The 19,956-nt window shown below is 74.9% G+C and carries 20 protein-coding genes and 2 pseudogenes; 12 read left to right on the top strand and 10 right to left on the bottom strand.

The genetic code is table 11. The annotated features are described in order from the left end of the window. The first annotated feature begins 30 nt into the window (after nt 1–30). The 4 genes from IPL61_20195 (at nt 31) to IPL61_20180 (ending at nt 1,647) form a co-directional block, all read left to right on the top strand. Nucleotides 31–270 carry a hypothetical protein gene (locus IPL61_20195; protein ID MBK9033553.1) on the top strand — a complete coding sequence of 80 codons (240 nt, stop codon included), beginning with the start codon at nt 31–33 and terminating at the stop codon, nt 268–270. A 121-nt stretch (nt 271–391) separates the two neighbouring features. Continuing rightward, nucleotides 392–784, top strand: a complete 393-nt coding sequence (locus tag IPL61_20190; protein ID MBK9033552.1) for a hypothetical protein — start codon at nt 392–394, stop codon at nt 782–784. Nucleotides 785–871: 87 nt separating this feature from the next. Beyond that, entirely contained in the window at nt 872–1,315 is a 444-nt protein-coding gene (locus IPL61_20185) for a barstar family protein (protein MBK9033551.1), read from the top strand. 23 nt (nt 1,316–1,338) lie between these two features. Further along, on the top strand, nt 1,339–1,647 hold the full coding sequence (locus tag IPL61_20180) for a hypothetical protein (GenBank protein MBK9033550.1): 309 nt from the start codon (nt 1,339–1,341) through the stop codon (nt 1,645–1,647). 115 nt (nt 1,648–1,762) lie between these two features. Here the strand turns inward: IPL61_20180 and IPL61_20175 are convergent, their stop codons facing one another. The 3 genes from IPL61_20175 to IPL61_20165 all read right to left on the bottom strand — a co-directional run bounded on the left by IPL61_20175 (nt 1,763) and on the right by IPL61_20165 (nt 3,821). Continuing rightward, on the bottom strand, nt 1,763–2,644 hold the full coding sequence (locus IPL61_20175; GenBank protein MBK9033549.1) for an alpha/beta hydrolase: 882 nt from the start codon (nt 2,642–2,644) through the stop codon (nt 1,763–1,765). Between the two features lie 229 nt (nt 2,645–2,873). After that, nucleotides 2,874–3,515: a hypothetical protein gene (locus tag IPL61_20170; protein MBK9033548.1), complete on the bottom strand. Its 642-nt coding sequence runs from the start codon at nt 3,513–3,515 to the stop codon at nt 2,874–2,876. 78 nt (nt 3,516–3,593) lie between these two features. Then, the gene (locus IPL61_20165; GenBank protein MBK9033547.1) at nt 3,594–3,821 is read right to left on the bottom strand and encodes a hypothetical protein; all 228 of its coding nucleotides are present in this window, start codon (nt 3,819–3,821) and stop codon (nt 3,594–3,596) included. Nucleotides 3,822–4,313: 492 nt separating this feature from the next. On the opposite strand from IPL61_20165, the gene IPL61_20160 reads away from it, so the two are divergent. Both IPL61_20160 and IPL61_20155 read left to right on the top strand, forming a co-directional pair. Further along, a complete protein-coding gene (locus IPL61_20160) occupies nt 4,314–8,810 on the top strand; it encodes a hypothetical protein (GenBank protein MBK9033546.1) in 4,497 nt (1,498 codons plus the stop codon). After that, nucleotides 8,722–9,486, top strand: a complete 765-nt coding sequence (locus IPL61_20155) for a hypothetical protein (GenBank protein ID MBK9033545.1) — start codon at nt 8,722–8,724, stop codon at nt 9,484–9,486. Before IPL61_20160 ends, IPL61_20155 begins: the two co-directional genes overlap by 89 nt. 191 nt (nt 9,487–9,677) lie before the next feature. Here the strand turns inward: IPL61_20155 and IPL61_20150 are convergent, their stop codons facing one another. From IPL61_20150 to IPL61_20125, 6 genes and pseudogenes are all read right to left on the bottom strand, one after another. After that, on the bottom strand, nt 9,678–9,923 hold the full coding sequence (locus IPL61_20150; protein MBK9033544.1) for a hypothetical protein: 246 nt from the start codon (nt 9,921–9,923) through the stop codon (nt 9,678–9,680). Further along, entirely contained in the window at nt 9,905–10,957 is a 1,053-nt protein-coding gene (locus tag IPL61_20145) for a hypothetical protein (protein MBK9033543.1), read from the bottom strand. Before IPL61_20145 ends, IPL61_20150 begins: the two co-directional genes overlap by 19 nt. Nucleotides 10,958–11,307: 350 nt before the next feature. Continuing rightward, nucleotides 11,308–11,556, bottom strand: a pseudogene (locus tag IPL61_20140) (HEAT repeat domain-containing protein). A gap of 66 nt (nt 11,557–11,622) precedes the next feature. Further along, nucleotides 11,623–12,330: a HEAT repeat domain-containing protein gene (locus IPL61_20135; protein MBK9033542.1), complete on the bottom strand. Its 708-nt coding sequence runs from the start codon at nt 12,328–12,330 to the stop codon at nt 11,623–11,625. Nucleotides 12,331–12,460: 130 nt separating this feature from the next. Beyond that, entirely contained in the window at nt 12,461–12,949 is a 489-nt protein-coding gene (locus tag IPL61_20130; protein ID MBK9033541.1) for a GreA/GreB family elongation factor, read from the bottom strand. 186 nt (nt 12,950–13,135) lie between these two features. Next, entirely contained in the window at nt 13,136–13,489 is a 354-nt protein-coding gene (locus IPL61_20125) for a hypothetical protein (GenBank protein MBK9033540.1), read from the bottom strand. A 48-nt stretch (nt 13,490–13,537) separates the two neighbouring features. On the opposite strand from IPL61_20125, the gene IPL61_20120 reads away from it, so the two are divergent. After that, a complete protein-coding gene (locus tag IPL61_20120) occupies nt 13,538–15,007 on the top strand; it encodes an InlB B-repeat-containing protein (protein MBK9033539.1) in 1,470 nt (489 codons plus the stop codon). A gap of 1,113 nt (nt 15,008–16,120) precedes the next feature. Here IPL61_20120 and IPL61_20115 read toward each other — a convergent pair. Next, nucleotides 16,121–16,309: a hypothetical protein gene (locus IPL61_20115; GenBank protein ID MBK9033538.1), complete on the bottom strand. Its 189-nt coding sequence runs from the start codon at nt 16,307–16,309 to the stop codon at nt 16,121–16,123. A 367-nt stretch (nt 16,310–16,676) separates the two neighbouring features. Here IPL61_20115 and IPL61_20110 point away from each other — a divergent pair, with 367 nt between their 5' ends. From IPL61_20110 to IPL61_20090, 5 genes and pseudogenes are all read left to right on the top strand, one after another. Then, complete coding sequence (locus tag IPL61_20110; GenBank protein MBK9033537.1) at nt 16,677–16,865, top strand: hypothetical protein; 189 nt, start codon at nt 16,677–16,679, stop codon at nt 16,863–16,865. A 97-nt stretch (nt 16,866–16,962) separates the two neighbouring features. After that, complete coding sequence (locus IPL61_20105; protein ID MBK9033536.1) at nt 16,963–17,946, top strand: SAM-dependent methyltransferase; 984 nt, start codon at nt 16,963–16,965, stop codon at nt 17,944–17,946. A gap of 96 nt (nt 17,947–18,042) precedes the next feature. Further along, complete coding sequence (locus tag IPL61_20100) at nt 18,043–18,330, top strand: hypothetical protein (protein MBK9033535.1); 288 nt, start codon at nt 18,043–18,045, stop codon at nt 18,328–18,330. A gap of 81 nt (nt 18,331–18,411) precedes the next feature. Next, the gene (locus IPL61_20095; protein ID MBK9033534.1) at nt 18,412–19,185 is read left to right on the top strand and encodes a Uma2 family endonuclease; all 774 of its coding nucleotides are present in this window, start codon (nt 18,412–18,414) and stop codon (nt 19,183–19,185) included. After that, nucleotides 19,182–19,938 (top strand): annotated as a pseudogene (locus tag IPL61_20090) (class II aldolase/adducin family protein). Before IPL61_20095 ends, IPL61_20090 begins: the two are co-directional and overlap by 4 nt. Nucleotides 19,939–19,956: the final 18 nt, after the last annotated feature.

Here is a 19,956-nt window from a genome sequence, read left to right as displayed (position 1 = left end):
GATGCGCGCGTCCTGGAAACGGTCACGCGGGTGCTGTCGGACGAGTCGGCGGTCATCGTCGAGCATCGGCACTTCCGCGGCGCGCGCGCGCCGACGCGCATGATCTTCGACGACCACGCAGAGCTCGAACGATACCTGGCTGACGCGGCCCGGCCCGGGGACAGCTTCTGGTTCTGGCACTACGAGCGCGCCTGCCCAAGCGAGACGGCCCTGGGTCACGGCAAGGTGCCTGACGGGGATGGCGTCATCCCCGAGGGAGGTGCGTACTGATCTGGCCGACGTGCTACCAACCCCTGGTGGTCACGCTCAGCTTCGATTGGCACGTCGCCGGAGCACCAAGGTAGGGCTGAGCCCGTGCGACCCGCGAACCCGAACCGCCGATCCGCCACGCGTGCAGGTCATCATGAACTCCGCCCACCAACCCGTGAAGGATGACGAGGCCCCGCATCCGGTGCCCCACCAATGGCGCGCCGCGCTCACCGGCATCGTCGCAGCGCTCGTGGCTGGCCGGACGTCGCCGACGGTGCAGGGTGAGGACGTGCAGTGTACGCGCAACGCGTGGGCGCAGATCGGCCGCTACCTCGTCGCCTACGGGGAATCGCTCGTCGAGCTGCCCGAGGCCACGTGGACCACTTCGGTGGCGTCGTGGATGGGCGGGTTCTGGGACGTGTTCGTCGATCTGTGGGCGGTGTCGGGCAGGAGCGAGAGGGTGCTGGCGGTGAGCGTGCATGAGGTGGATGGCGGGCGATGCCGGTTCACGGTCGAGGCCGTCTATGTTCCATAGCGGGCGCGATCTCGTCGTGCCGAGCGGGCGCGTCGCGCCACTCCGAGAATGCGATCGCGCCGATGGCATGGCGGCACGGGCATCATCGTGCGTCGATCCGACCGGGCGGTGGAGATGACGGACGTACTGGAGCCGGTCGCGCGCGTGTTCCTGGAAGTCGCGAACTCGGCGTGGCCTCGGAGCTCGGACGCCTGCAGCGTGCTCGTGCGGGTGTTGCCGGCGACCATCGTCGACCGGTCCTCCTTCTTTCAGGCGATGCGAGCGACGATGCCGCTGGACCCGCCGATCCTGAGTGACTACGTCTGGGACGCGCTCCGTGACTCGCTCTCGCAGGCGGTCACGGATCTGGGGGCGAGCCATGTGCTCCTGGTGTGGCCCAACGCCGTCGTCATGGAGCAGCGTGACCCGGGTGAGTACGCCATCGCCACGGAGATGCTCGATGACATCGCGGCGACGGTCGCTGACCCCCAGTACGTAGGCGGCCGCACGGTTTGCTTCCGCGTCTTGCAGGTCGAGTGCGCACAGGTCTAGGACCCGGACCGAGGAGCATGAGCGTGGCAGCGGAGCACGAGACCTGGATCCCCTTCGTCTATCGCGGGTTCTACGACGTACCGCTGGTGGTGGTCACCGTGTGGCAGGGGCGGCTGGTCGTCCTGGACCGCGACTTCGTCGAGTCGCTCGACGAGTACAGCGGCGACTACGAGGTCTTCATCGGCGAGGCGCGCAGCCTGGACGAGGCGTGGGACACGCTCATCGACCGGGCCCGCCTTCGGCGCGTGGGCTCGCTCGCGGTGGCGACGCTGGAGATCGACAGGAAGCAGCGGCTGCTGAAGGCGAGCTGCCTCGGTGGCTGGGAAGGCTGAGCGTGCCCGTCGTGCGCCTGCGCATGTCCGGGGACTGCTGGGAGGGCCTGCGGAGCCGCGACTGGGAGATTCCGGCCCCGTCGGCTTCGCCCGGCAGTGATCGACGCGGTGGGCGTCAGGCCGCGGTGAGCGCCGCCCGCAGGAACGCGGTCAGCTCGTCGGCGAGCCGGGCCTGGTACGCCGCGCGGTCGAAGCCGGGCGGATCGTGCGCGGCGCGAAGCCCGGCTGCGCCAGCGCCGGCGGAACGGCGACTGGAAGCCGAAGTGGCCGCAGCCGGGATCACCCGGTAGTTGAGCGGCGTCGCCGGTGGCAGCCCGCGCAAGATCCGCTCGATGACGTACGGCGGCGCCAGCTCGTCGAGCGCGCCGGCGCGGGCGTAGATCTTCGCGCGGACGTCGGCCAGCGCGTCGGGCGCCATCAGCCACGGCAGCGCCGGCGCCAGCAGCGCCACCGCGACCACCCGCGGATCGGGGACGATCGCCACCGGACGCGCGACGCCGTCGGCGGTCTGGTTGGGCAGCGCGAGCGCGCGCCCGCCGGCGCAGGCCAGCGCCGTGTAGCCGCCGATCGAGTGGCCGATCACCGCGACGCGCCCGAGCGCGAGCGCCGGCCCGAGCGCCGCGTCGGCGAACGCGGCGTCGAGCGCCAAGCGCACGTGGCGGGGGCGGTTGGCCAGGTTGGCGGCGGTGCCGGCGAGGCCGGGGTCGCGGCGCGAGTCGCCCGGGTGCTCGATCAGCACGACCGCGCAGCCGGCGCGCGCGAGGTGCGTGGCCAGCCCGCGGTGGCTCCACGGCGTGCTGGTCTGGCCGTGGGAGACCGCCACGACCGGGAGCCGCGCGCCGACGACCGCGGCGTCGCGCGCCAGGTCGAGCGCGTACGGCCCGAACGCGACGGGGCTCGACGGCGCGTCGCTCGGGTAGAGCAGGTGCACCGGGATGACGGTGCCCTGCGTGGATCGGGGACATCCAGCGGGCGCCAGCCGACGTTGCGCGGTCACGCGCCGACCATCGCACGCGCGCGGGACGGAGGGACGGTGTCGACGTTGACAACCTTCGCGCGCCCCTGTGGGCTGGGCGCCGGCGTCGAGTCGACATGCGACGACCCGGAGCTCATCGCTGATCCGGCGGCGCCGGCGCTACAGCAACTGCCGGTGTCCCGCGCCGCCAGGAGCGTCGTCGGGCGGCCGCGGCCGAAACGTTGTCAACGTTGACACCGTCCCCTTTCGGTCAGTCGGCGCTCGCCTGCTTCCAGAGCTGGCGGAGCTGGACCTGCATGCTGGCCTGCGCGGCTGACAGCGCGCGCTCGCTGGCGAGCGAGCGGACCTTCGCGAGGCAGGGCTGGGGGAGCCAGGCCGCGGCGTCGGCGTCGTAGAAGAAGTCGTTGAGGTAGCGGAGCTTCTTGAACGCGTAGCCGTGGAACGCGCCGTAGGCGTTGAACAGGTAGCGGAGGTCGTCGGCGACGAGCTCACCGTCGTTCACCGCGGTGGCGACGTGCTGGTAGCGCCCGGCGTCGAACGCGTCACGGCAGACCTCGTCGAGCAGCGCGCGCACCTGCGCGTGGTGCGGCGCGCATCGGATCCGCTCCGGGCAGCCGTACCCGGTGGGGAGCTTCCAGATCGCGATGACCGCGGGGCCGCGCTCGTTCTCGTCGTACGCGGAGCTCGCGATCACCGCGAGGTGATGGCCGCCGAGGCTGGTCACCTCGGCGACCAGGGTGTGGCCGTCGGCGATCGTCGGCGCCAGGCGCTCGAGCTCCTGCGCGCCGCGGCGCAACGTGACGGCGCCGCCGTCGACCCCGACCGTGAGGTCCCCCTCGATCGTCACCCGGGCGGGGTCCGAGCCCGTCGAGAACACCGCGGTCGCCGGCACGTAGCCCTTTGCGGAGCTCGCGGTTCAACGCGGTCAGCCCGCGCGGCAACGTCCGCAGGTTGTTGTTGGCGACGTCGATCAGCTGATCGCCCTCCGCGCGCGCGCCTTGGCGACCACCGCGGTCACCACGACGCCGGGCACGGTCTCGGACGCCTCGAGGCAGATCACGGAGGGTCCGGTCGGCGACCAGTAGGGACAGCTCGAGCTGGCGATCTCCTTGAGCTCAGCGGCGCCGAGCTTCGCGACGTCGGCGTGGGCCGAGGCGCTGGTGACGGCGAGGGCGAGGGTGAGGGTCGCGAGCCGCATCATCGATTGAAAGCGCGGATCGCGCCCGGGCGCAATCGCCGATCCGGACCGATCGAGCCGCGAGCCACGGACCGAGGGCCGTGGCCGACAACGAGCGCGCGCCGGTCGTCGACGCAGCGGAGGCCGACGCGGTCCCGCGCGGTCGTGACGCTCCGCGACCTCTCGCCGCACCTCGCCAGCCGGCTGACGTCTCGCCGCCGCCGCACCTCGCCAGCCGGTTGACGTCTCGCCGCCGCCGCACCTCGCCGCCGCACCTCGCCGCCGCACCCCGCCGCCGCACCTCGCCAGCCGGCTGACGTCTCGCCGCCGCCGCACCTCGCCAGCCGGCTGACGTCTCGCCGCCGCCGCACCCCGCCGCCCACCGAGCGCGTCACGCCGACTGCAGGGCGTGGTCGACCGCTGCGGCCTTTGCGCCTTCCGGCGATGGGTCCGGGCTTGCATCTGCCTGGGGGCATGACGAGACCTGGCCCCGCCCTGTGCACGATCCTCCTCATGATCGGGCTCGTCGGCTGCCGCGATGCGCCGACTGTGGTCGTGGCGTCCGCGCACACCGGGGCACCTGCGCCCGCGGCGCTGGTCGCTCCGGACAGCGGACCGGTGGCGCCGGTGTCGGTGGCTGTGCTGGATCGCCCGGTGAGCGCGGCGGCGCTCGGTGACGCGACGCTCCCGGTCGAGGCGCGCTTGCTGGTGCTGGCCGCTGATGGCAGCGAGCCGGAGCTGGGGGCGATCCGTGCCGCGCTCGACTTCCGCGGCGTGCCGTACGACGTCTTCGTCGCCACCCAGCAGCCAGCGCTGACCGCGGCCCAGCTGGGCACCGCCACCCATGGCCTCTACCAGGGCACGATCCTCACCAGCGGCGCGCTCGCGATCGGCTCGACCTCCGCCCTGAGCGCCGCCGAGTGGGCGGTGCTGGCCGAGTACGAGGCGGCGTTCCTGGTCCGCCGGGCGGTGCTCGCGGCCTGGCCGGATCCGGCCCTGGGCTTCGGCGACGCGACCCTGCGCGACACGACCGCCGCGCCGCTCGCCGTGAGCTGCAGCGCCGCTGGCGAGGCGGTGTTCCGCGACGTGAACTGCGGCGCCGCCCAGCAGCTCGACGGCGACGCCGCCTACCTCGCGGCGCCGGTCGCGGGCGCGCCGCTGACGCCGCTGCTGACCGACGGTGACGGCCACGCGCTCGCCGCGGTCCATCAGGGTGCGGACGGGCGCGAGTCCTTGCTGCTGATGTTCCGGAACGATCCCGACCGGCTGCACTCGCTGCTGTTCCTCCACGGCGTCATCGGCTGGGTGGCCGGCGGCGCCTACCTCGGCGAGCGCCACATCGACCTGAGCGCGCAGGTCGACGACCTGTTCTTCGGGGGCGTGCTCACCGACGGGAGCACCTTCCGGATCGACGGCGTCGACCTGCAGGCCGCGCGCGCGTGGCTGACGGCCCGGCGCGCCGACCCCGGCACGCCGGACTTCCGCGTGTCGCTCGCCTTCAACGGGTCCGGCGCGGCCAGCGACGACGCCTTGACCGAGGAGGCGGTCGCGCAGAACGGCGACTGGTACTGGATCACCCACACCTGGGCCCATGGCGGGCTCGACGCGGCGAGCTACGGCGTGGCCTACCCGGCGTTCGCCCGGAACGCGCAGCTCGCCGCGGACCTCCCGCTCGACGGCTTCGACGCGCGCGACCTGGTCACGCCCAGCGTCTCCGGGCTGGTCAACGCCGAGGCGATGCGGGCGGCGGCCGACGTCGGCGTCCGCTACGCCGTGACCGACACGTCGATGCCCGGGTGCGGCAACCCGATCCCGAACACCGCGTTCTACGACGCGGTCGAGCCCCGGATCCTGCTGGTCCCGCGTCGACCGACCAACCTGTCGTGGAACGTGTCGACGCCGGCGGCGTGGGTCACCAGCTACAACGCCAGCCACCGCGACGACTGGGGGCGGGACTCCACCTACGCCCAGGTGCTCGATCAGGAGGGCGACGTGCTGATCCACTACCTGCTGCGCGGCGACGCCGATCCCTGGATGTTCCACCAGGCGAACCTGCGCGCGTACGACGGCACGCACTCGCTGCTCGGCGATCTGCTCGACGCGACCTTGGCCAAGCTCGCGGCGCGCTCGCTGGTGCCGGTGGGCACCCCACCGATGCACGCGATCGGCGCGCAGTTCGCCCGCCGCGCCGACGCCGACACCGCGGGCGTGCGCGCCACGCTGTTCCGCGGGCGCGCGCTGGTCATCGACGTCGCGCGGGCCGTGGCCGTGCCGGTCACCGGAGTGCGCGCCGCCGACGGCGAGGCCTACGGCGGCGACGTGATCGCGCGGATCGACGTGGTCCCCGGGACCAGCGCGTGCGTGCCGCTCGACAGCGCCGGGCAGGGCTGCGCGCCGGCGCCGAGCCGTGACGGCGGCGCCGGCGTCGCGACCAGCCTGCCGATCGGCTACTGCGACGCCAGCAGCTTGCCGCACGAGCCGCTCGTCGACGCTGGCACCGGCGACGCCGCGCCGCCCGACGCCGGCGTGCCGGGCACCACGCTCGTCGCGATCGCGCGCGGCTCGGCGTGGCGCTACTGGGATCTCGGCGGCGATCTCGGCACCGGCTGGCGCGCGCAGACCTTCGACGACGCGGCGTGGGGCAGCGGCGCCGGGCCGCTGGGCTACGGCGAGACCTACCTGCGCAGCATCGTATCCTGGGGGCCGAGCGCCACCAGCAAGCACCTCACGACCTACGCGCGGCGCGGCTTCGTCGTCGACGATCCGGCCGCGGTCACCGCGCTGCGCGGCGAGCTGATGTACGACGACGGCGCGGTCGTGTACCTCAACGGCGCCGAGCTCGGCCGGATGGCGATGCCGGCGGGGGCCGTCACCGCCGCGACGCTGTCGTCGGGGAACGAGGCGAACAACACCTACGTCGCCTTCGACTGGAGCGCGCACGCGGACCTGCTGGTCGCCGGCGCGAACACGATCGCGGTCGAGATCCACCAGGCCAACGCGACCTCGAGCGACCTGGTGTTCGACCTCGCGCTGCGCCTGGACACCAGCGCGCCGCCACCGCCACCGCCGCCGCCGCCGGTCACGGTCGGCGGCGTGCCCCGCGGCGCGGCCTGGAGCTACTGGGACGACGGCGGCGATCAGGGCACCGCGTGGCGCACCCAGGCCAGCCCCGGGCTCGGCTGGGAGATCGGCGCGGCGCCGCTGGGCTACGGCGAGACCTACCTGCAGACCCCGGTGTCGTACGGGCCCAGCGCGGCGAGCAAGCACCTCACCACCTACTTCGTCTCGTACTTCTCGGTCGCCGACCCAGCGGCGGTGACGTCGCTGCTGGGCGAGCTGATGTACGACGACGGCGCGGTCGTGTACCTCAACGGCGCCGAGCTCGGCCGGATGGCGATGCCAGCGGGGGCCGTCACCGCGTCGACGCTGTCGTCGGGGAACGAGGCGAACAACACCTACGTCACCTTCGACTGGAGCGCGCGCGCGGACCTGCTGATCGCCGGCGTCAACGTCCTCGCGGTCGAGGTCCACCAGGCGGGCGCGAGCTCGAGCGACCTGGTGTTCGATCTCGCGCTGGTCGTCACCGCGGGCTCACCGCCGCCACCGCCGCCACCGCCACCGGTCGCCATCGGCGGCGTGCCGCGCGGCGCGACGTGGAGCTACTGGGACGCCGGCGGCGATCAGGGCACCGCGTGGCGCGCCGCAGGCAGCCCGGGTGTGGGCTGGCACACCGGCGCTGCGCCGCTCGGCTACGGCGAGAGCTACCTGCAGACCACGGTGTCGTACGGGCCCAGCGCGGCGAGCAAGCACCTCACCACCTACTTCGTCACGTCGTTCGCGGTCGCCGATCCGGCCGCGGTGACCGCGCTCGTCGGCGAGGCGATCTACGACGACGGCTTCGTCGCGTACCTCAACGGCGTCGAGCTCGGGCGGGCGTCGATGCCGGCCGGGCCGATCACGGCCACCACGCTGGCCCCCGGATACGAGACCGGCGACAACTACGTGACCCTCGACTGGACCGCGGGCAAGGGCCTGCTGGTGGCCGGCACCAACGTGCTCGCGGTCGAGGTCCACCAGGCGAGCGCGAGCTCGAGCGACCTGGTCTTCGATCTGGCGCTGGTCCTGACCGCGGGCTCGCCACCACCACCACCACCGCCACCGCCGCCGCCGCCACCGCCGCCGCCACCGCCACCGCCGGAGGCCATCGGCGGCGTGCCGCGCGGCGCGACGTGGAGCTACTGGGACGACGGCGGCGATCAAGGCACCGCGTGGCGCACCCAGGCCAGCCCCGGGGCCGGCTGGCACACGGGCGCCGCGCCGCTCGGCTACGGCGAGAGCTACCTGCAGACCCCGGTGTCGTACGGGCCCAGGCGCGAGCAAGCACCTCACGACCTACTTCGTCACGTCGTTCGCGGTCGCCGATCCGGCGGCGGTGACCGCGCTCGTCGGCGAGGCGATCTACGACGACGGCTTCGTCGCGTACCTCAACGGCGTCGAGCTCGGTCGGGCGTCGATGCCGGCGGGGCCGATCACGGCCGCGACGCTGGCGCCCGGGTACGAGACCGGCAACAACTACGTGACCCTCGACTGGACCGCGGGCAAGGGCCTGCTGGTGGCCGGCACCAACGTCCTCGCGGTCGAGGTCCACCAGGCGAGCGCGAGCTCGAGCGACCTGGTCTTCGATCTCGCGCTGCAGGTGTCGGCGACCTGCGGCGCGCTCACGCCCGGGGCGCCGCTCGAGCTCGCCGACGTCTGGGTCGGCCCGGCGACGGTCGTCGCGGTCGGCGCCGGCGGCGCGGTCGGCGTGCGCACCGACGCGAGCGGCGCGTGGTGCTGGACCGTGGTCGACGCCGCGACCGACTGGCGCGCGGTGTGGGGCAGCGCCGACGACGATGTCTGGCTGGTCGGCACCGCTGGCGCGGTGGTCCACTACGACGGCGCGGCCTTCACGTCGGTCGCGGTCGGCGCCACCGCGGCGCTCGCCGGCATCTGGGGCACGGGCCCCGATGACGTCTGGCTGGTCGGCGCCGCGGGCACGGTGCGCCACTTCGACGGCGGGGCCTGGGTCAGCCGCGATCTGCCGGCCGACAAGACGCTGCTGGCGGTGTGGAGCGCGTCGAGCGACGACGTCTGGATCGCCGGCACCGAGCCGGCGCCGTACCCCGGCAACCCTTCGTACGACGGCAGCTCCGGGATCGTCTATCGCTGGGCGCCGACCACCGCGACGTGGCAGCTCGAGCTGCGCAACACGCGGTACTACGGCGTCGCCAGCTTCTCGGCGCTGCACGGCAGCGGCGGCGCCAACATCTGGGCGGTCGGCGTCGATCACCCGGCGGGCGCCGCGTGCGGGATCGCCGGCCTGGCGCGCCGCGACGGCATGGCCTGGGCCCCGGTCGCCGGCGCGCCGACCGAGTGCAGCCGGCTCACCGACGTCGCCGCCGGCGCGCCCGACGCCGTCGACGGGGCCTGGGTGGTCGGCAGCAGCGAGGCCGGGCGCCCGGCGAGCGGCACGTCGAAGTACGCCGGCGGCGCGTGGACCTACTACAGCGGCGACGCGCTCACCGACCAGCTGATCGCGATCGATCACCGCGGCGACCGCATGTGGGCGGTCGGCCGCGACGGCGTCGGCGGCGCCGACCCGCAGATCATCCGCTGGGACGGCGCCGGCTGGCTCGACGACCTCTAGCGCCCCGACCGGATCATGCTGAACCCGCCGCGATCCCTTCAGGTCGCTTTGCGCCTGTGGGAACCCGGCCGATCCATCTCCGTGGGCTTCGTTCGAACTCCTCGCGACACCGGCCGTAGCCCGTCGTCGTCGTGCCTCGCCGCTGGCGCGCCTCGACGGCGTGGACGGATCACGAACGCCCGGTCGGTGCTCTAGCGACCCGTGGGCTCGGGGCCGAGCAGCCGCAGCGCCTTGACCATGGCGTGGCGGCGGCGCGTCGGCGGGCCGAGCAGGCCGTCGAGCAGACGCCGGCGGCCGTCGGGCCCGGCGACCTTGGCGCCGAGCGTGGCGATGCCGAAGGCGGCGTTGATCTGCACGTTCTGGGCGGGGCCGTCGAACGCGGCGAACAGCAGCGCGCGGGCGTCGGGCAGGCCGCAGATCAGCTCGGCGACCCGCACGCCGTGGGTCTCGTCGGAGGTCTCGAGGCCGGCGAGCAGGGCGGCCTGGACCCGCGCGGCGCGCGCGGCGAGGGCGGCGTGGCAGGCCTCGGCGACGGCCGGGCTGCCGCCGAGCGCGCCGACCAGGTGCGCGGCGGCCTCGACGACGGCGGCGTCGCCGAGCTGATCGAGCGCGCGGGCGGCGGCGACGCGGACCTGCTCGTCGTCGTCGCGGAGCAGCGCGGCGACGGTGAGCGCGTGCGGCGAGGCGGCGGCGCCGAGCGCGCCGAGCCCGGTCGCGGCGTTGGCGCGCAGCGCGGGCGGCCGTCGGTGATGAACGCCAGCAGCGCCGACGCCTCGACGTGGAGCTTCGCGAACGCCTTGTGCGCGAGGACCTCGGTCTCGAAGCCGGGGACCGCGGGCACCGGCGGCGCGGCCGGGACGCCGTCGATCGCCAGGAGCGTCGTGCGCGCCAGCTCGCGCACCCGGGCCGAGCTGTCGGTGCGCGCGCGCTCGAGCACGGCGCGGCCGCCGCCGAGGTGCGCCGCGCCGAGCGTGACGAGGCCGCGGGCGGCGTGGGCCTGGGCGCCGGGGCTGGCGAAGGCGGCGCCGAGCACGTCGGCGGCGTCGGCGCGCGCGCCGATCAGCTCGAGCAGCTGGCGCGCCCGGTGATCGTCGGGGGTGTCGAGCGCGCGGGCCAGCGCGTCGGCGATCGCCGGCTGGGTCGAGGCCCGCAGCATCGTGACGAGCTGCGCGGCCAGCGGCGCGTCGGCGCGGCCGAGCGCCTGGACCAGGCCGTCGGCGCAGGCGGCGATCGCGGCGTCGCCGAGCCGGGCCAGCGCCAGCGCCGCGCCCAGGCGGACCTCGGCGGCGTCGTCGCGCAGACAGATCGCGAGCGCGTCGAGCCCGCCCGGCGCGTCGCCGAGGACGCCGAACGCCAGCGCGGTGTTGGCGCGGACCGCGACGTGCGCGTCGCCGAGCCGCGGCACCAGCCCGGCGACCCCGACGGCGGCGAGCGCGGCCTGGTGCTTGGCCAGCTCGGCCTCGGTGAGCACGCGCGCGCGTCGAAGCCGTCGATCGCCAGCGGCGGCGGCGACCGATCGGGCCGGGGCGCGAGCTGCGCGACCGCCCGCTCGATCGCGACGCGGACCCGGGCGTTGCCGCCGCGGGTCGCCGCGAACAGCGCCGGCACGGCGCCGCCGGCGCGGGCGGGGCCGAGCGCGCCGAGGCCGAGCGCGGCGTTGACCCGGACGTCGACGGAGGTGCTGGCGAGCGTCGCGGAGCAGCGCGGGACCGTCCGGGAGCGCGCCGAGCAGCGCCGCGACCCGGGCGCCGTGGGGCTGCGCGCGACGCTCAGGCCGTCGAGGAGCGCCGCGGTGGCGGCGGCGCCGTGGTCCTCGAGCACGGCCTCGGCCGCGGCGATCACCGCGGCGGCGTCGTCGCCGAGCGCCCGGACCAGGGCCGGCGCCGCGAGCACGCCGGCGTCGCCGAGCGCGCCGATCGCCCGCGCGCTCTCGGCGCGCACCGTCGGATCGACGTCGCGGGCCGCGACCGCCAGCGGCGCCGCGGCGGCGGCGGCGGCGGGGCCCTGGAGCGCGAGCACGTGCACCGCGTTGAGGCGGATCTCGACGCGCGCGTCGGTCAGCGCGCGCAGGAGCTCGTCGAGCGGCGCAGCGCCGCGGCCTTGCCCGCAGCTCGTCGGGCGTGAGCGCGCGGGTCGTCAGCTCGGGGACCGCGGGCGGCACCGGCTGGCCGGCCTTGCGCCGCGCCGCCGCCTCGCCGCGCGTGCGCGACGGTACCCGGCGATCGCCGCCAGCGCCGCGGCCCGGACGTCGGACACCTCGTCCGCGTACGCGACCGCGCGCATGACCTCGATCGAGGTGACCGGCTCGAGGTCGGCGAGCTGGCCGACGCCGCGGACCGCGTTGAACCGCACGCGCGCGCGCTCGTCGCTGGCCGCGCGTTGCAAGAGCTGCAGGCCGCGCACGCCGACCCGCGCGCACGCCTCGATCACCGCGCGGGCCGCGATCGCGTCGGTGGTGTCGAGCACCGCGAGCAGCTCGGCGTCGGCGTGGCCGACCAGCGTGGCGAGCATCGTGACGATCAGCTCGACGACCTCGGGCCGCGCGCCGTCGAGCGCCGCCGCGATCGCGACCAGGTGGGCGCGCTGCGCCGCGCCGAGGTGGCCGATCGCCTCGGCCGCTGCGCGCGCGGCGACCGGGTGGCTGTCGCGCAGGAACGGCACCAGGTCGGCGCCGGTGTGACCGAGCGCCGCCAGGCCGAGCGCCGCGTTGGCGCGGACCACCGCGCGCCCGTCGCGCAGCCCGAGCACCAGCGCGTGGGCGTCGAGCGCGTCCTTGCGCCCGAGCTGCTCGTCATAGGTGAGCGGGTGCTCGTCCTTCGCCGCGGCCGGATCCAGGTTCGCCATGCGTCGGGCGACTCTGGACCACGCGGCGGGCCGACGTCTGGCAACGAGCGGCATGACGGCGCGCGGCTGGACCGGCGGCGACCGGTCCAGACCGATGCGCTGGTGCCCCCCGGCGACGAGCGGCGCACGGTCATCGCCCCAGCGCCCGTGATGGCCGCGACCGGCTCGACCTCACGCCCGCGGCGGACGCGCGTAGCTGATCGCGACGACCTCGACGTCCCCGCGCGGCAGCGCGACCTGATCGCCGATCCGCGCGCCCCACAGCGCCTGCGCGAGCGGTGACTCCGCGCCGAGCCAGCCGCGCTTCGGATCGGCCCTCGATCGCGCCGACGATCCGGTACTGCCGGCGCTGGCCGTCGTCGTCCTCGACGGTGACCGTCGCGCCGAGCCCGACCTCGTCGAGATCCCCGGGCTCCACCGCCTGCGCCGTCGCGAGGTGATCGGTCAGCGCCCGGAGCCGATCGGGGTCGCCGCCCCGCCGGGTCAGCTCCTCGAGCTCGGCGCGCGCCGCGGCGAGCCCGTCGGGGGTGACCAGGTTGAACTCCGGCACCGGCACCCCGCGGCGCCGCACCGGCGGCTCGGGGAGGTCCTCGGACTCCTTGGTGAAGGCCTTGCTCACCCGCCCAGCCTACCCCGGGACGTGGCCCGAGACCTGCCATCGCGCAGCCTGCGCCGCCGTCGATGGCCGCGCGGGGCCGAGGCCGCCAGGCGTCGGCCCCGGGGGTTAGTTTGCGCACAAACGATCGTGCGAAGAATCGTATCGAACCGGCCGGGCCGCCGGGTAGGATGCGGCCATGCGGTTCCCCTATGCGTCCTCGCTTTCCCTCACCCTGGGCCTGGCCGCCGCGCTCGCGCTGGCTGCCTGCGGCTCGGTCGCCTCGAGCCCCGACGCGACGACGGGTGATCCCATCGACGCACCGCCGGTCGACGTCACGCTGACCGTCGCGCTCGCCGGCAGCGGCACCGGGACCGTCACGTCGAGCCCGGCGGGCATCGACTGCGGCACCGCCTGCACGCTGGCCCAGCCCGCGGGGACGATGGTGACCGTGATCGCCACGGCCGACGCGAGCTCGACGTTCTCGGGCTGGTCGGGCGGCGGCTGCACCGGCACCGCGCCGTGCGTCGTGACGCTGACGGCGGACACGACCGTCACCGCCACGTTCGTGCCGATCCAGCGGACGCTGACCGTGACGACCGCGGGCGGGGCATGGGCACCGTCACCTCGGCCCCGGCCGGCATCGACTGCGGCACCGACTGCACCGAGGCCTACGCCGACGGCACGACCGTGGTGCTGACCGCGTCGCCGGGCGCCGGGGTCACGTTCCTGGGCTGGACCGGCGGCGGGTGCACCGGGACCGGCATCTGCTCGGTGACCCTGACGTCCGACCTGACCGTGCAGGCGTCGTTCGCCTCCAACAACTCCCTCGTCGTCACCACCGCGGGCACCGGCACCGGCACGGTGACCTCGTCGCCGGCCGGCATCAACTGCGGCAGCGACTGCAGCGAGGCGTACGCCCCGGGCACCGTCGTCGCCCTGACGGCGACGGCCGCGTCCGACTCGACCTTCGCCGGCTGGAGCGGCGCGTGCACCGGGACCGGGGCCTGCAGCGTCACGGTCAACGCCGCCACGATGGTCACCGCGACCTTCACGCTCAACACGTACACGCTGACGGTCACGAGGGCCGGCAACGGGACCGGGACCGTGACGTCGAGCCCGGCCGGCATCAACTGCGGCTCCACCTGCAGCCGCTCGTACACCTCGGGCACCGCCGTCGCGCTGAGCGCCACCGCGGCCACCGGGTCGTCCTTCGCCGGCTGGAGCGGCGCCTGCACCGGCACCGGCGCGTGCCTCGTGACGATGACCCAGGCGCGCAGCGTGACGGCGACGTTCACGCTCGTCCCCTACACGCTGACGGTCACCAAGGCTGGGACCGGCACCGGGACCGTGACGTCGAGCCCGGCCGGCATCAGCTGCGGCGGGACCTGCGCCGCGTCGTTCAACTACGGCACCTCGGTCACGCTGACCGCGACCCCCACGACCGGCCACACCTTCACGGGCTGGTCGGGCGGGTGCACCGGCACGGGCACCTGCGTGATCTCGATCGCCGGCCCGACCGGCGTCACGGCCACGTTCAGCGCCGGGTGCACCACGCAGACCGTCGATCTGTACGCCACGCAGTCGGTCTCGATCCAGTACCCCCAGGCCGCCGGCAACGTCTACCGCGACAACAACGCCCGCGCGTACAACAACCCCACCGGCGACTGCGGCGGCGGCTCACCGTGCGACATCACCGGCTGGCTCCACTTCGACATGACGAGCATCCCGGACACGGCCTCGATCTCGGCGATGACCGTCAACGCGTACGCGACCACGGTCTCGGCCACGCCGACCGTGCGGGTCCAGTACTCGAGCGGGAACAACTGGACGCGCGCCACGGTCACCCAGGCGGCGCTGCCGCGCACGACCGCCCAGGTCGGCAACCCGGTCGCGCCGACGGTGAACGCGTACAACGCGTTCCCGATCACGATCAGCAGCCGGAGCTGGACCGCCGACCTCGTCGACAACTCGCTCACGTTCGGCCTCGACAACACCAACACCGCGTACACGTACGCGTACTTCACGGGCTCGGACGTGGGCACCAACCGGCCGTACCTGCGGATCACGTACTGCAACTGACGCGCGCGGCGCGTGCGTCTCGGCGCGCCAGCGGTGGAGCCCCACGGACCGTGACGCGGGCGCCGGCGTCGGGCTGCGCGGCGCGTACTTCACGGGCTCGGACGTGGGCGTGTCTCATGCGCGCGTCCACCGGCGTCCCAGGGGCCGCCTGGGTCGTCCACGCCACGCCGCGGTCCGCACGATATGGTCGGCGCATGACGAAGCGCAGCAGACATGACGGACGCGGTGACGGACGCGGCGCGCCCGACGGCGACGCGCTATGGCGGCGCGGGCAGGCGCTCGCGGCCCGCGGCGGACGAGGCCTCCGGCGGGCGGTGGCGCTCTATCGCCAGGGCGCGGCGCTACGCGACCCGTCGTGCATCGCGGCGCTCGCGTTTCACCTGGACGCCGGGCGTGGCGTCCGGCGCGATCCGGCGGCGGCCCGGCGGATGTGGGCCGCGGCGCGCGGCTGGGCGATGCCGGCTGCGCCCTCGGCGTCGGGCTCTCGTACAAGCACGCCGGGCGCTACGTCCAGGCGCGGAGGTGGTTCGAGGTGGCGCTCGGCCTGGGCGACGCCTCGGCGCCGCTGGAGCTCGGGAAGCTGCGGCGGTTCGGGCTCGGCGCGCGGCGCGACGTCGCACGGGCGTCGCCTGGCTGGAGACCCGCGGCGGCGTCGGAGCTCGACGCGCCGGCCGGCGCGAGGAGCGATGCGCTGCTGCTCGCATGCGTCCACCTCGACGGCGTCTTCGTCGCGCGGAGCTGGCAGATCGGGTCCCGGTGGCTCGCGCGCGGCGGCGCGGGGGCGGATCGCGGCCGTGGCGACGCGACCTCGCGGCCTGACCGCCCGCCGCGGGCCGGGCGGCGTGGCATCGTCGGGCGATGCGACGTGCGCTCGTGCTCGCGGTCCTGTCCCTGGTCGGCTCGTGCAAGGGCCGCGAGTCGGCGTCGGCCCCGCCACCGAGCGGCGCGACCCGACGGGGGCGCCCGCGGCGGTCGCGCCGCGCTGTCAGCCCGGGGCGCGCGCGTGCGTCGGCGACGACGTCGTGCAGTGCCAGGCCGACGGCACGCCCGGCGCCACGCTCGAGACCTGCCGGGGCGCGTGCAGCGACGGCGCGTGCGTCGACACCTGCGCGCTCAGGACGTCGAGCTGGTCTCGTCGTCGACGACGACGCGAACCTGTACTCGTTCGATCCGCGCAAGCTCCCCGACGATCCGTTCCACAAGGTCGCGGCGCTGGCGTGCGATCCGTCGCGCTCGGTGAACTCGATGGCGGTCGATCGCGTCGGCGTCGCGTGGCTCGGCTACCAGAACGGCCAGGTCCACCGCGCCTCGATCATCGACGGCCGGTGCGCGGCGACCGGGGCGGCGCCGCGGGGCGCGCCGCGGACGTTCGGCATGGGCTTCGTCACCGACGGCCCGAAGGCCACGACCGAGCGGCTGTTCGTCGCGGCCGGCCTCGACGACACGCGCACCAAGACCCTGGCCACGCTCGACCCGACCACGGCCCCGCCGACGTGGCGGCCGATCGCGACGTTCACGGCCGACGGCTACCACCGAGCTCACCGGCACCGGCGACGGGCGCCTGTTCGCGTACTTCCCGGCGCCCGGGCGCGGCGTCATCCAGGAGCTCGACCCCACGACCGGCCAGCCCGCGGGTCGCGGTGGACCGCTCACCGGCGGCGAGGCCCACGTGTCGTCGTACGCCTTCGCGCACTGGGGCGGCGTGTTCTACGTCTTCACCACCGCCGACGGCACCTCGAGCGTGCACGCGGTCCACATGAAGACCGGCGCGCAGGAGGAGGTGGCCACCGACCTGCCGATGCGGATCGTCGGCGCCGGCGTCTCGACCTGCGCCCCGCTGCTCGAGCGCGCGCCGTAGCGGACCTGGCGCCGGGGGTAGCGCGCGTGCGCGCGGGCCTGGGCAGAGGCCGGCGCCAACGAACCGCGGCGCGTGCGGCGCCCCGACGTCCGCCGCGGTGTCGGCGTCGAGCGAGCCCGGCGCGCCGCCGCCGCGCTCCGGGCTTCTTCCCTGGGATCGGCCGCGACCTGGCGCGCCGGATCGTCGCGCAGCTCGGGGCCGACGCGCTGCGGGTGATCGAGGCCGAGCCGGCGGCGCGCTGCTCACGATCCCCGGCATCGGCGCCAGCCGGGCCGCCCGCGTCACCGCCACCTACACCCAGCACCGCCACCTGGCCGACACGACGACGCTGCTCGGTGCGCACGGCGCGACCGCGGCGTTCGCCAGCCGCATGGGCCGCCATGGCGGCGTGGCGATCTGGCTGCCGACGTCGCCGGCGGTGGTCGCCGCGATGCTCGACCTGGCCCAGGTCACGGCCGCCGACGAGCTGATCGATCTGGGCGCCGGCGACGGCGTGATCGTCATCGCCGCCGCGCAGCGCGGGGCGCGCGGCCTCGGCGTCGAGTCGAACCCGGAGCTGATCGCGACCGCACGCCGCAACGCCATCGCCGCTGGCGTCGCGCACCTGGCCGAGTTCGCGCAGGCCGATCTGTTCGAGGCCGATCTGTCGCGCGCGACAGTGATCACGTTGTTCCTGGGGCCCGCGGTCAACCGCACCCTGCGGCCGCGCCTGCTCGCGCTGACGCCGGGGACCCGGATCGTCTCGAACGCCTGGGCGATGGCCGAGTGGGCGGCGGACGGGATCGCGTCGGTCGCCACCGACGGCTGGCGGTCAGCCCGCCTGTGGATCGTCCCGGCGGATCGAGGCGCGTGGCGGGCCACCACCGGCACGCTGGCCCTGGCCCAGACGTACCAGGTGCTGACCGGCACGGTCGATGACAGCGCGACCCCGGTCGAGATCGCCGACAGCCGCGTCCGCAGGGCGCGGTTCGAGTTCCGCGCCGGGGCGGCCCGCTACGCCGGGGCGGTCGACGGCGACGCGCTGGTCGGGACGGTCGAGCGCGACGGCGTCACCCGCGCCTGGCGCGCCACCCGGCCCTGATCGCGGCGGGTGAGAGGCGTGTGAGGTGCCGGGCGTCGGGCGGCGTGCGACGCTGGGGCGAACCGTCGCTCGTCACCCGCTCGAGAGAGGACCCCGATGAAGCCCCTGCTCCTGGCCGCCGCCGTCGTCGCGCTCACCGCTGGCACCGCCGCCGCCGGTTCGATCCGCGTCTACAACAACGACTCGAAGACCCACACGATCGAGCTCAAGTGCAGCGGCAGCAGCAAGTCGGTCGAGGTCCGCGCCTCGACGACCGCCACCTACACGTTCCACTCGACGAGCAAGTCGTGCGACATCGTCGGCGGCACGGTCACGTTCCCGACCAAGACGCTCGAGGACGGCCAGAGCTGGAAGTTCAAGGACGGCAAGGCGAGCAAGAACTGACGGCGCGCGCCGGCGCCGGTACGATGGAGGCGTCAGGCCAGGCCCCGCCTCGCCATCGTCGGCGCTGTCCGGTGTCCGACGGTGGCGTCCGGCCGGCCGGACGATTGTCCGGGATCCGGACATGATCCGGCGCGGGGCGACGGGCGGTCGCGGGGTTGCGGCGGGCACGCGGGCTGCAGTGGCGGTGGTGGTGGCGTCAGGCTGGGCGGCGCGGGGAGGTCATGTGCTGCAGATCATCGATGGGGCGACGGGCGAGGGCGCGGTGCGGATCCGGCCGCTGCGACGCGCGGAGTACGAGCACCTGGCCAAGGGCGGGGCGTTCGACGACGAGGAGATCGAGCTGATCCACGGTGCGCTGGTCGAGGTCGGGACCGTCGACCCCTGGCACGATCAGGTCGTGGCCCAGGCGGCGGCGCGGCTGCGGACCCAGGTGGCGGCCACCGGTCGGGTGCTGGTCAGACGCCGCTGCCGCTGGGCGAGTTCTCGGCGCCGCGGCCGGACCTGGCGGTGACCACGGCGACCTCGCACTGGGATGGTGGTCGTCATCGGACGCTGCTGGTGATCGAGGTCGCGGGCGCGTCCCTCGACAAGGACCGCGGGCCCAAGCGGCTCCTGTACGCGCACGCCCCGATCGACGAGTACTGGATCGTCGATCTCGAGCAGGGCTGCATCGAGGTGTTCGGTGACCGCGACCCGGCGCTCGGGCACTGGGCGTCGATGGGCGTGCGGCGGCGCGGTGACGTGGCCCAGCACCGCAGCCACCCGCACCTGCGGCTGGCCATCGACGACCTGATCCCGCTGCCGTGGACGACCGCCTTGCGGATGGATGCGGAAGCTGCGACACCCGGATCATGAGCAGCTCCGACTCGGTCCGCGGTCAGGTCAGCAGCGACGAGTGGCAGACCCGGGTCGATCTGGCCGCGTGCTACCGGCTGGTGGCGCGCTACGGCTGGGACGATCTGGTGTTCACCCACATCTCTGCCCGGGTGCCGGGCGCCAGCCACCACTTCCTCATCAACCCGTACGGGATGTTGTTCGAGAGATCACCGCGTCGAGCCTGGTCAGAGTCGACCTCACCGGCGCCCGGTCCTGCCGAGCCCGCACGAGATCAACCCGGCCGGCTTCACGATCCACAGCGCCGTCCACGCCGCGCGCGAGGACGCGCAGTGCGTGCTGCACACCCACAGCCTCAACGGCGTGGCGGTGTCGGCCCAGCAGGGCGGCGTGCTGCCGATCTCGCAGCAGTCGATCTTCGTCCTGGCGTCGCTCGGCTACCACGCCTACGAGGGGGTGGCCTTGCGCGATGACGAGAAGCCGCGGCTGGTCAACGACCTCGGCACCAACGGCTTCCTGATGCTGCGCAACCACGGCCTGCTCACCGTCGGCGAGTCGGTCGCCGACGCGTTCCTGCGCATGTACGTGTTCGAGGCGACCTGCGCGATCCAGGTGCGGGCCCAGGGCGGCGGCGAGCTGATCCCGGTCGATCCGCGGATCATCGCCGGCGCCAACGCGCAGCAGGCGGCGGTCATGCGCGGCCTCGGCGCCGGGCTGGCGTGGCCGGGGCTCCTGCGCAAGCTCGAGCGCGACAACCCCGGCTACCACCTGTAGATCGCCGCTACTGCGTCG

This window comes from Myxococcales bacterium (assembly GCA_016717005.1).
Taxonomy (GTDB): Bacteria; Myxococcota_A; Polyangia; order Haliangiales; family Haliangiaceae; genus UBA2376.
This window is presented reverse-complemented; position numbering and strand designations above follow the sequence as displayed.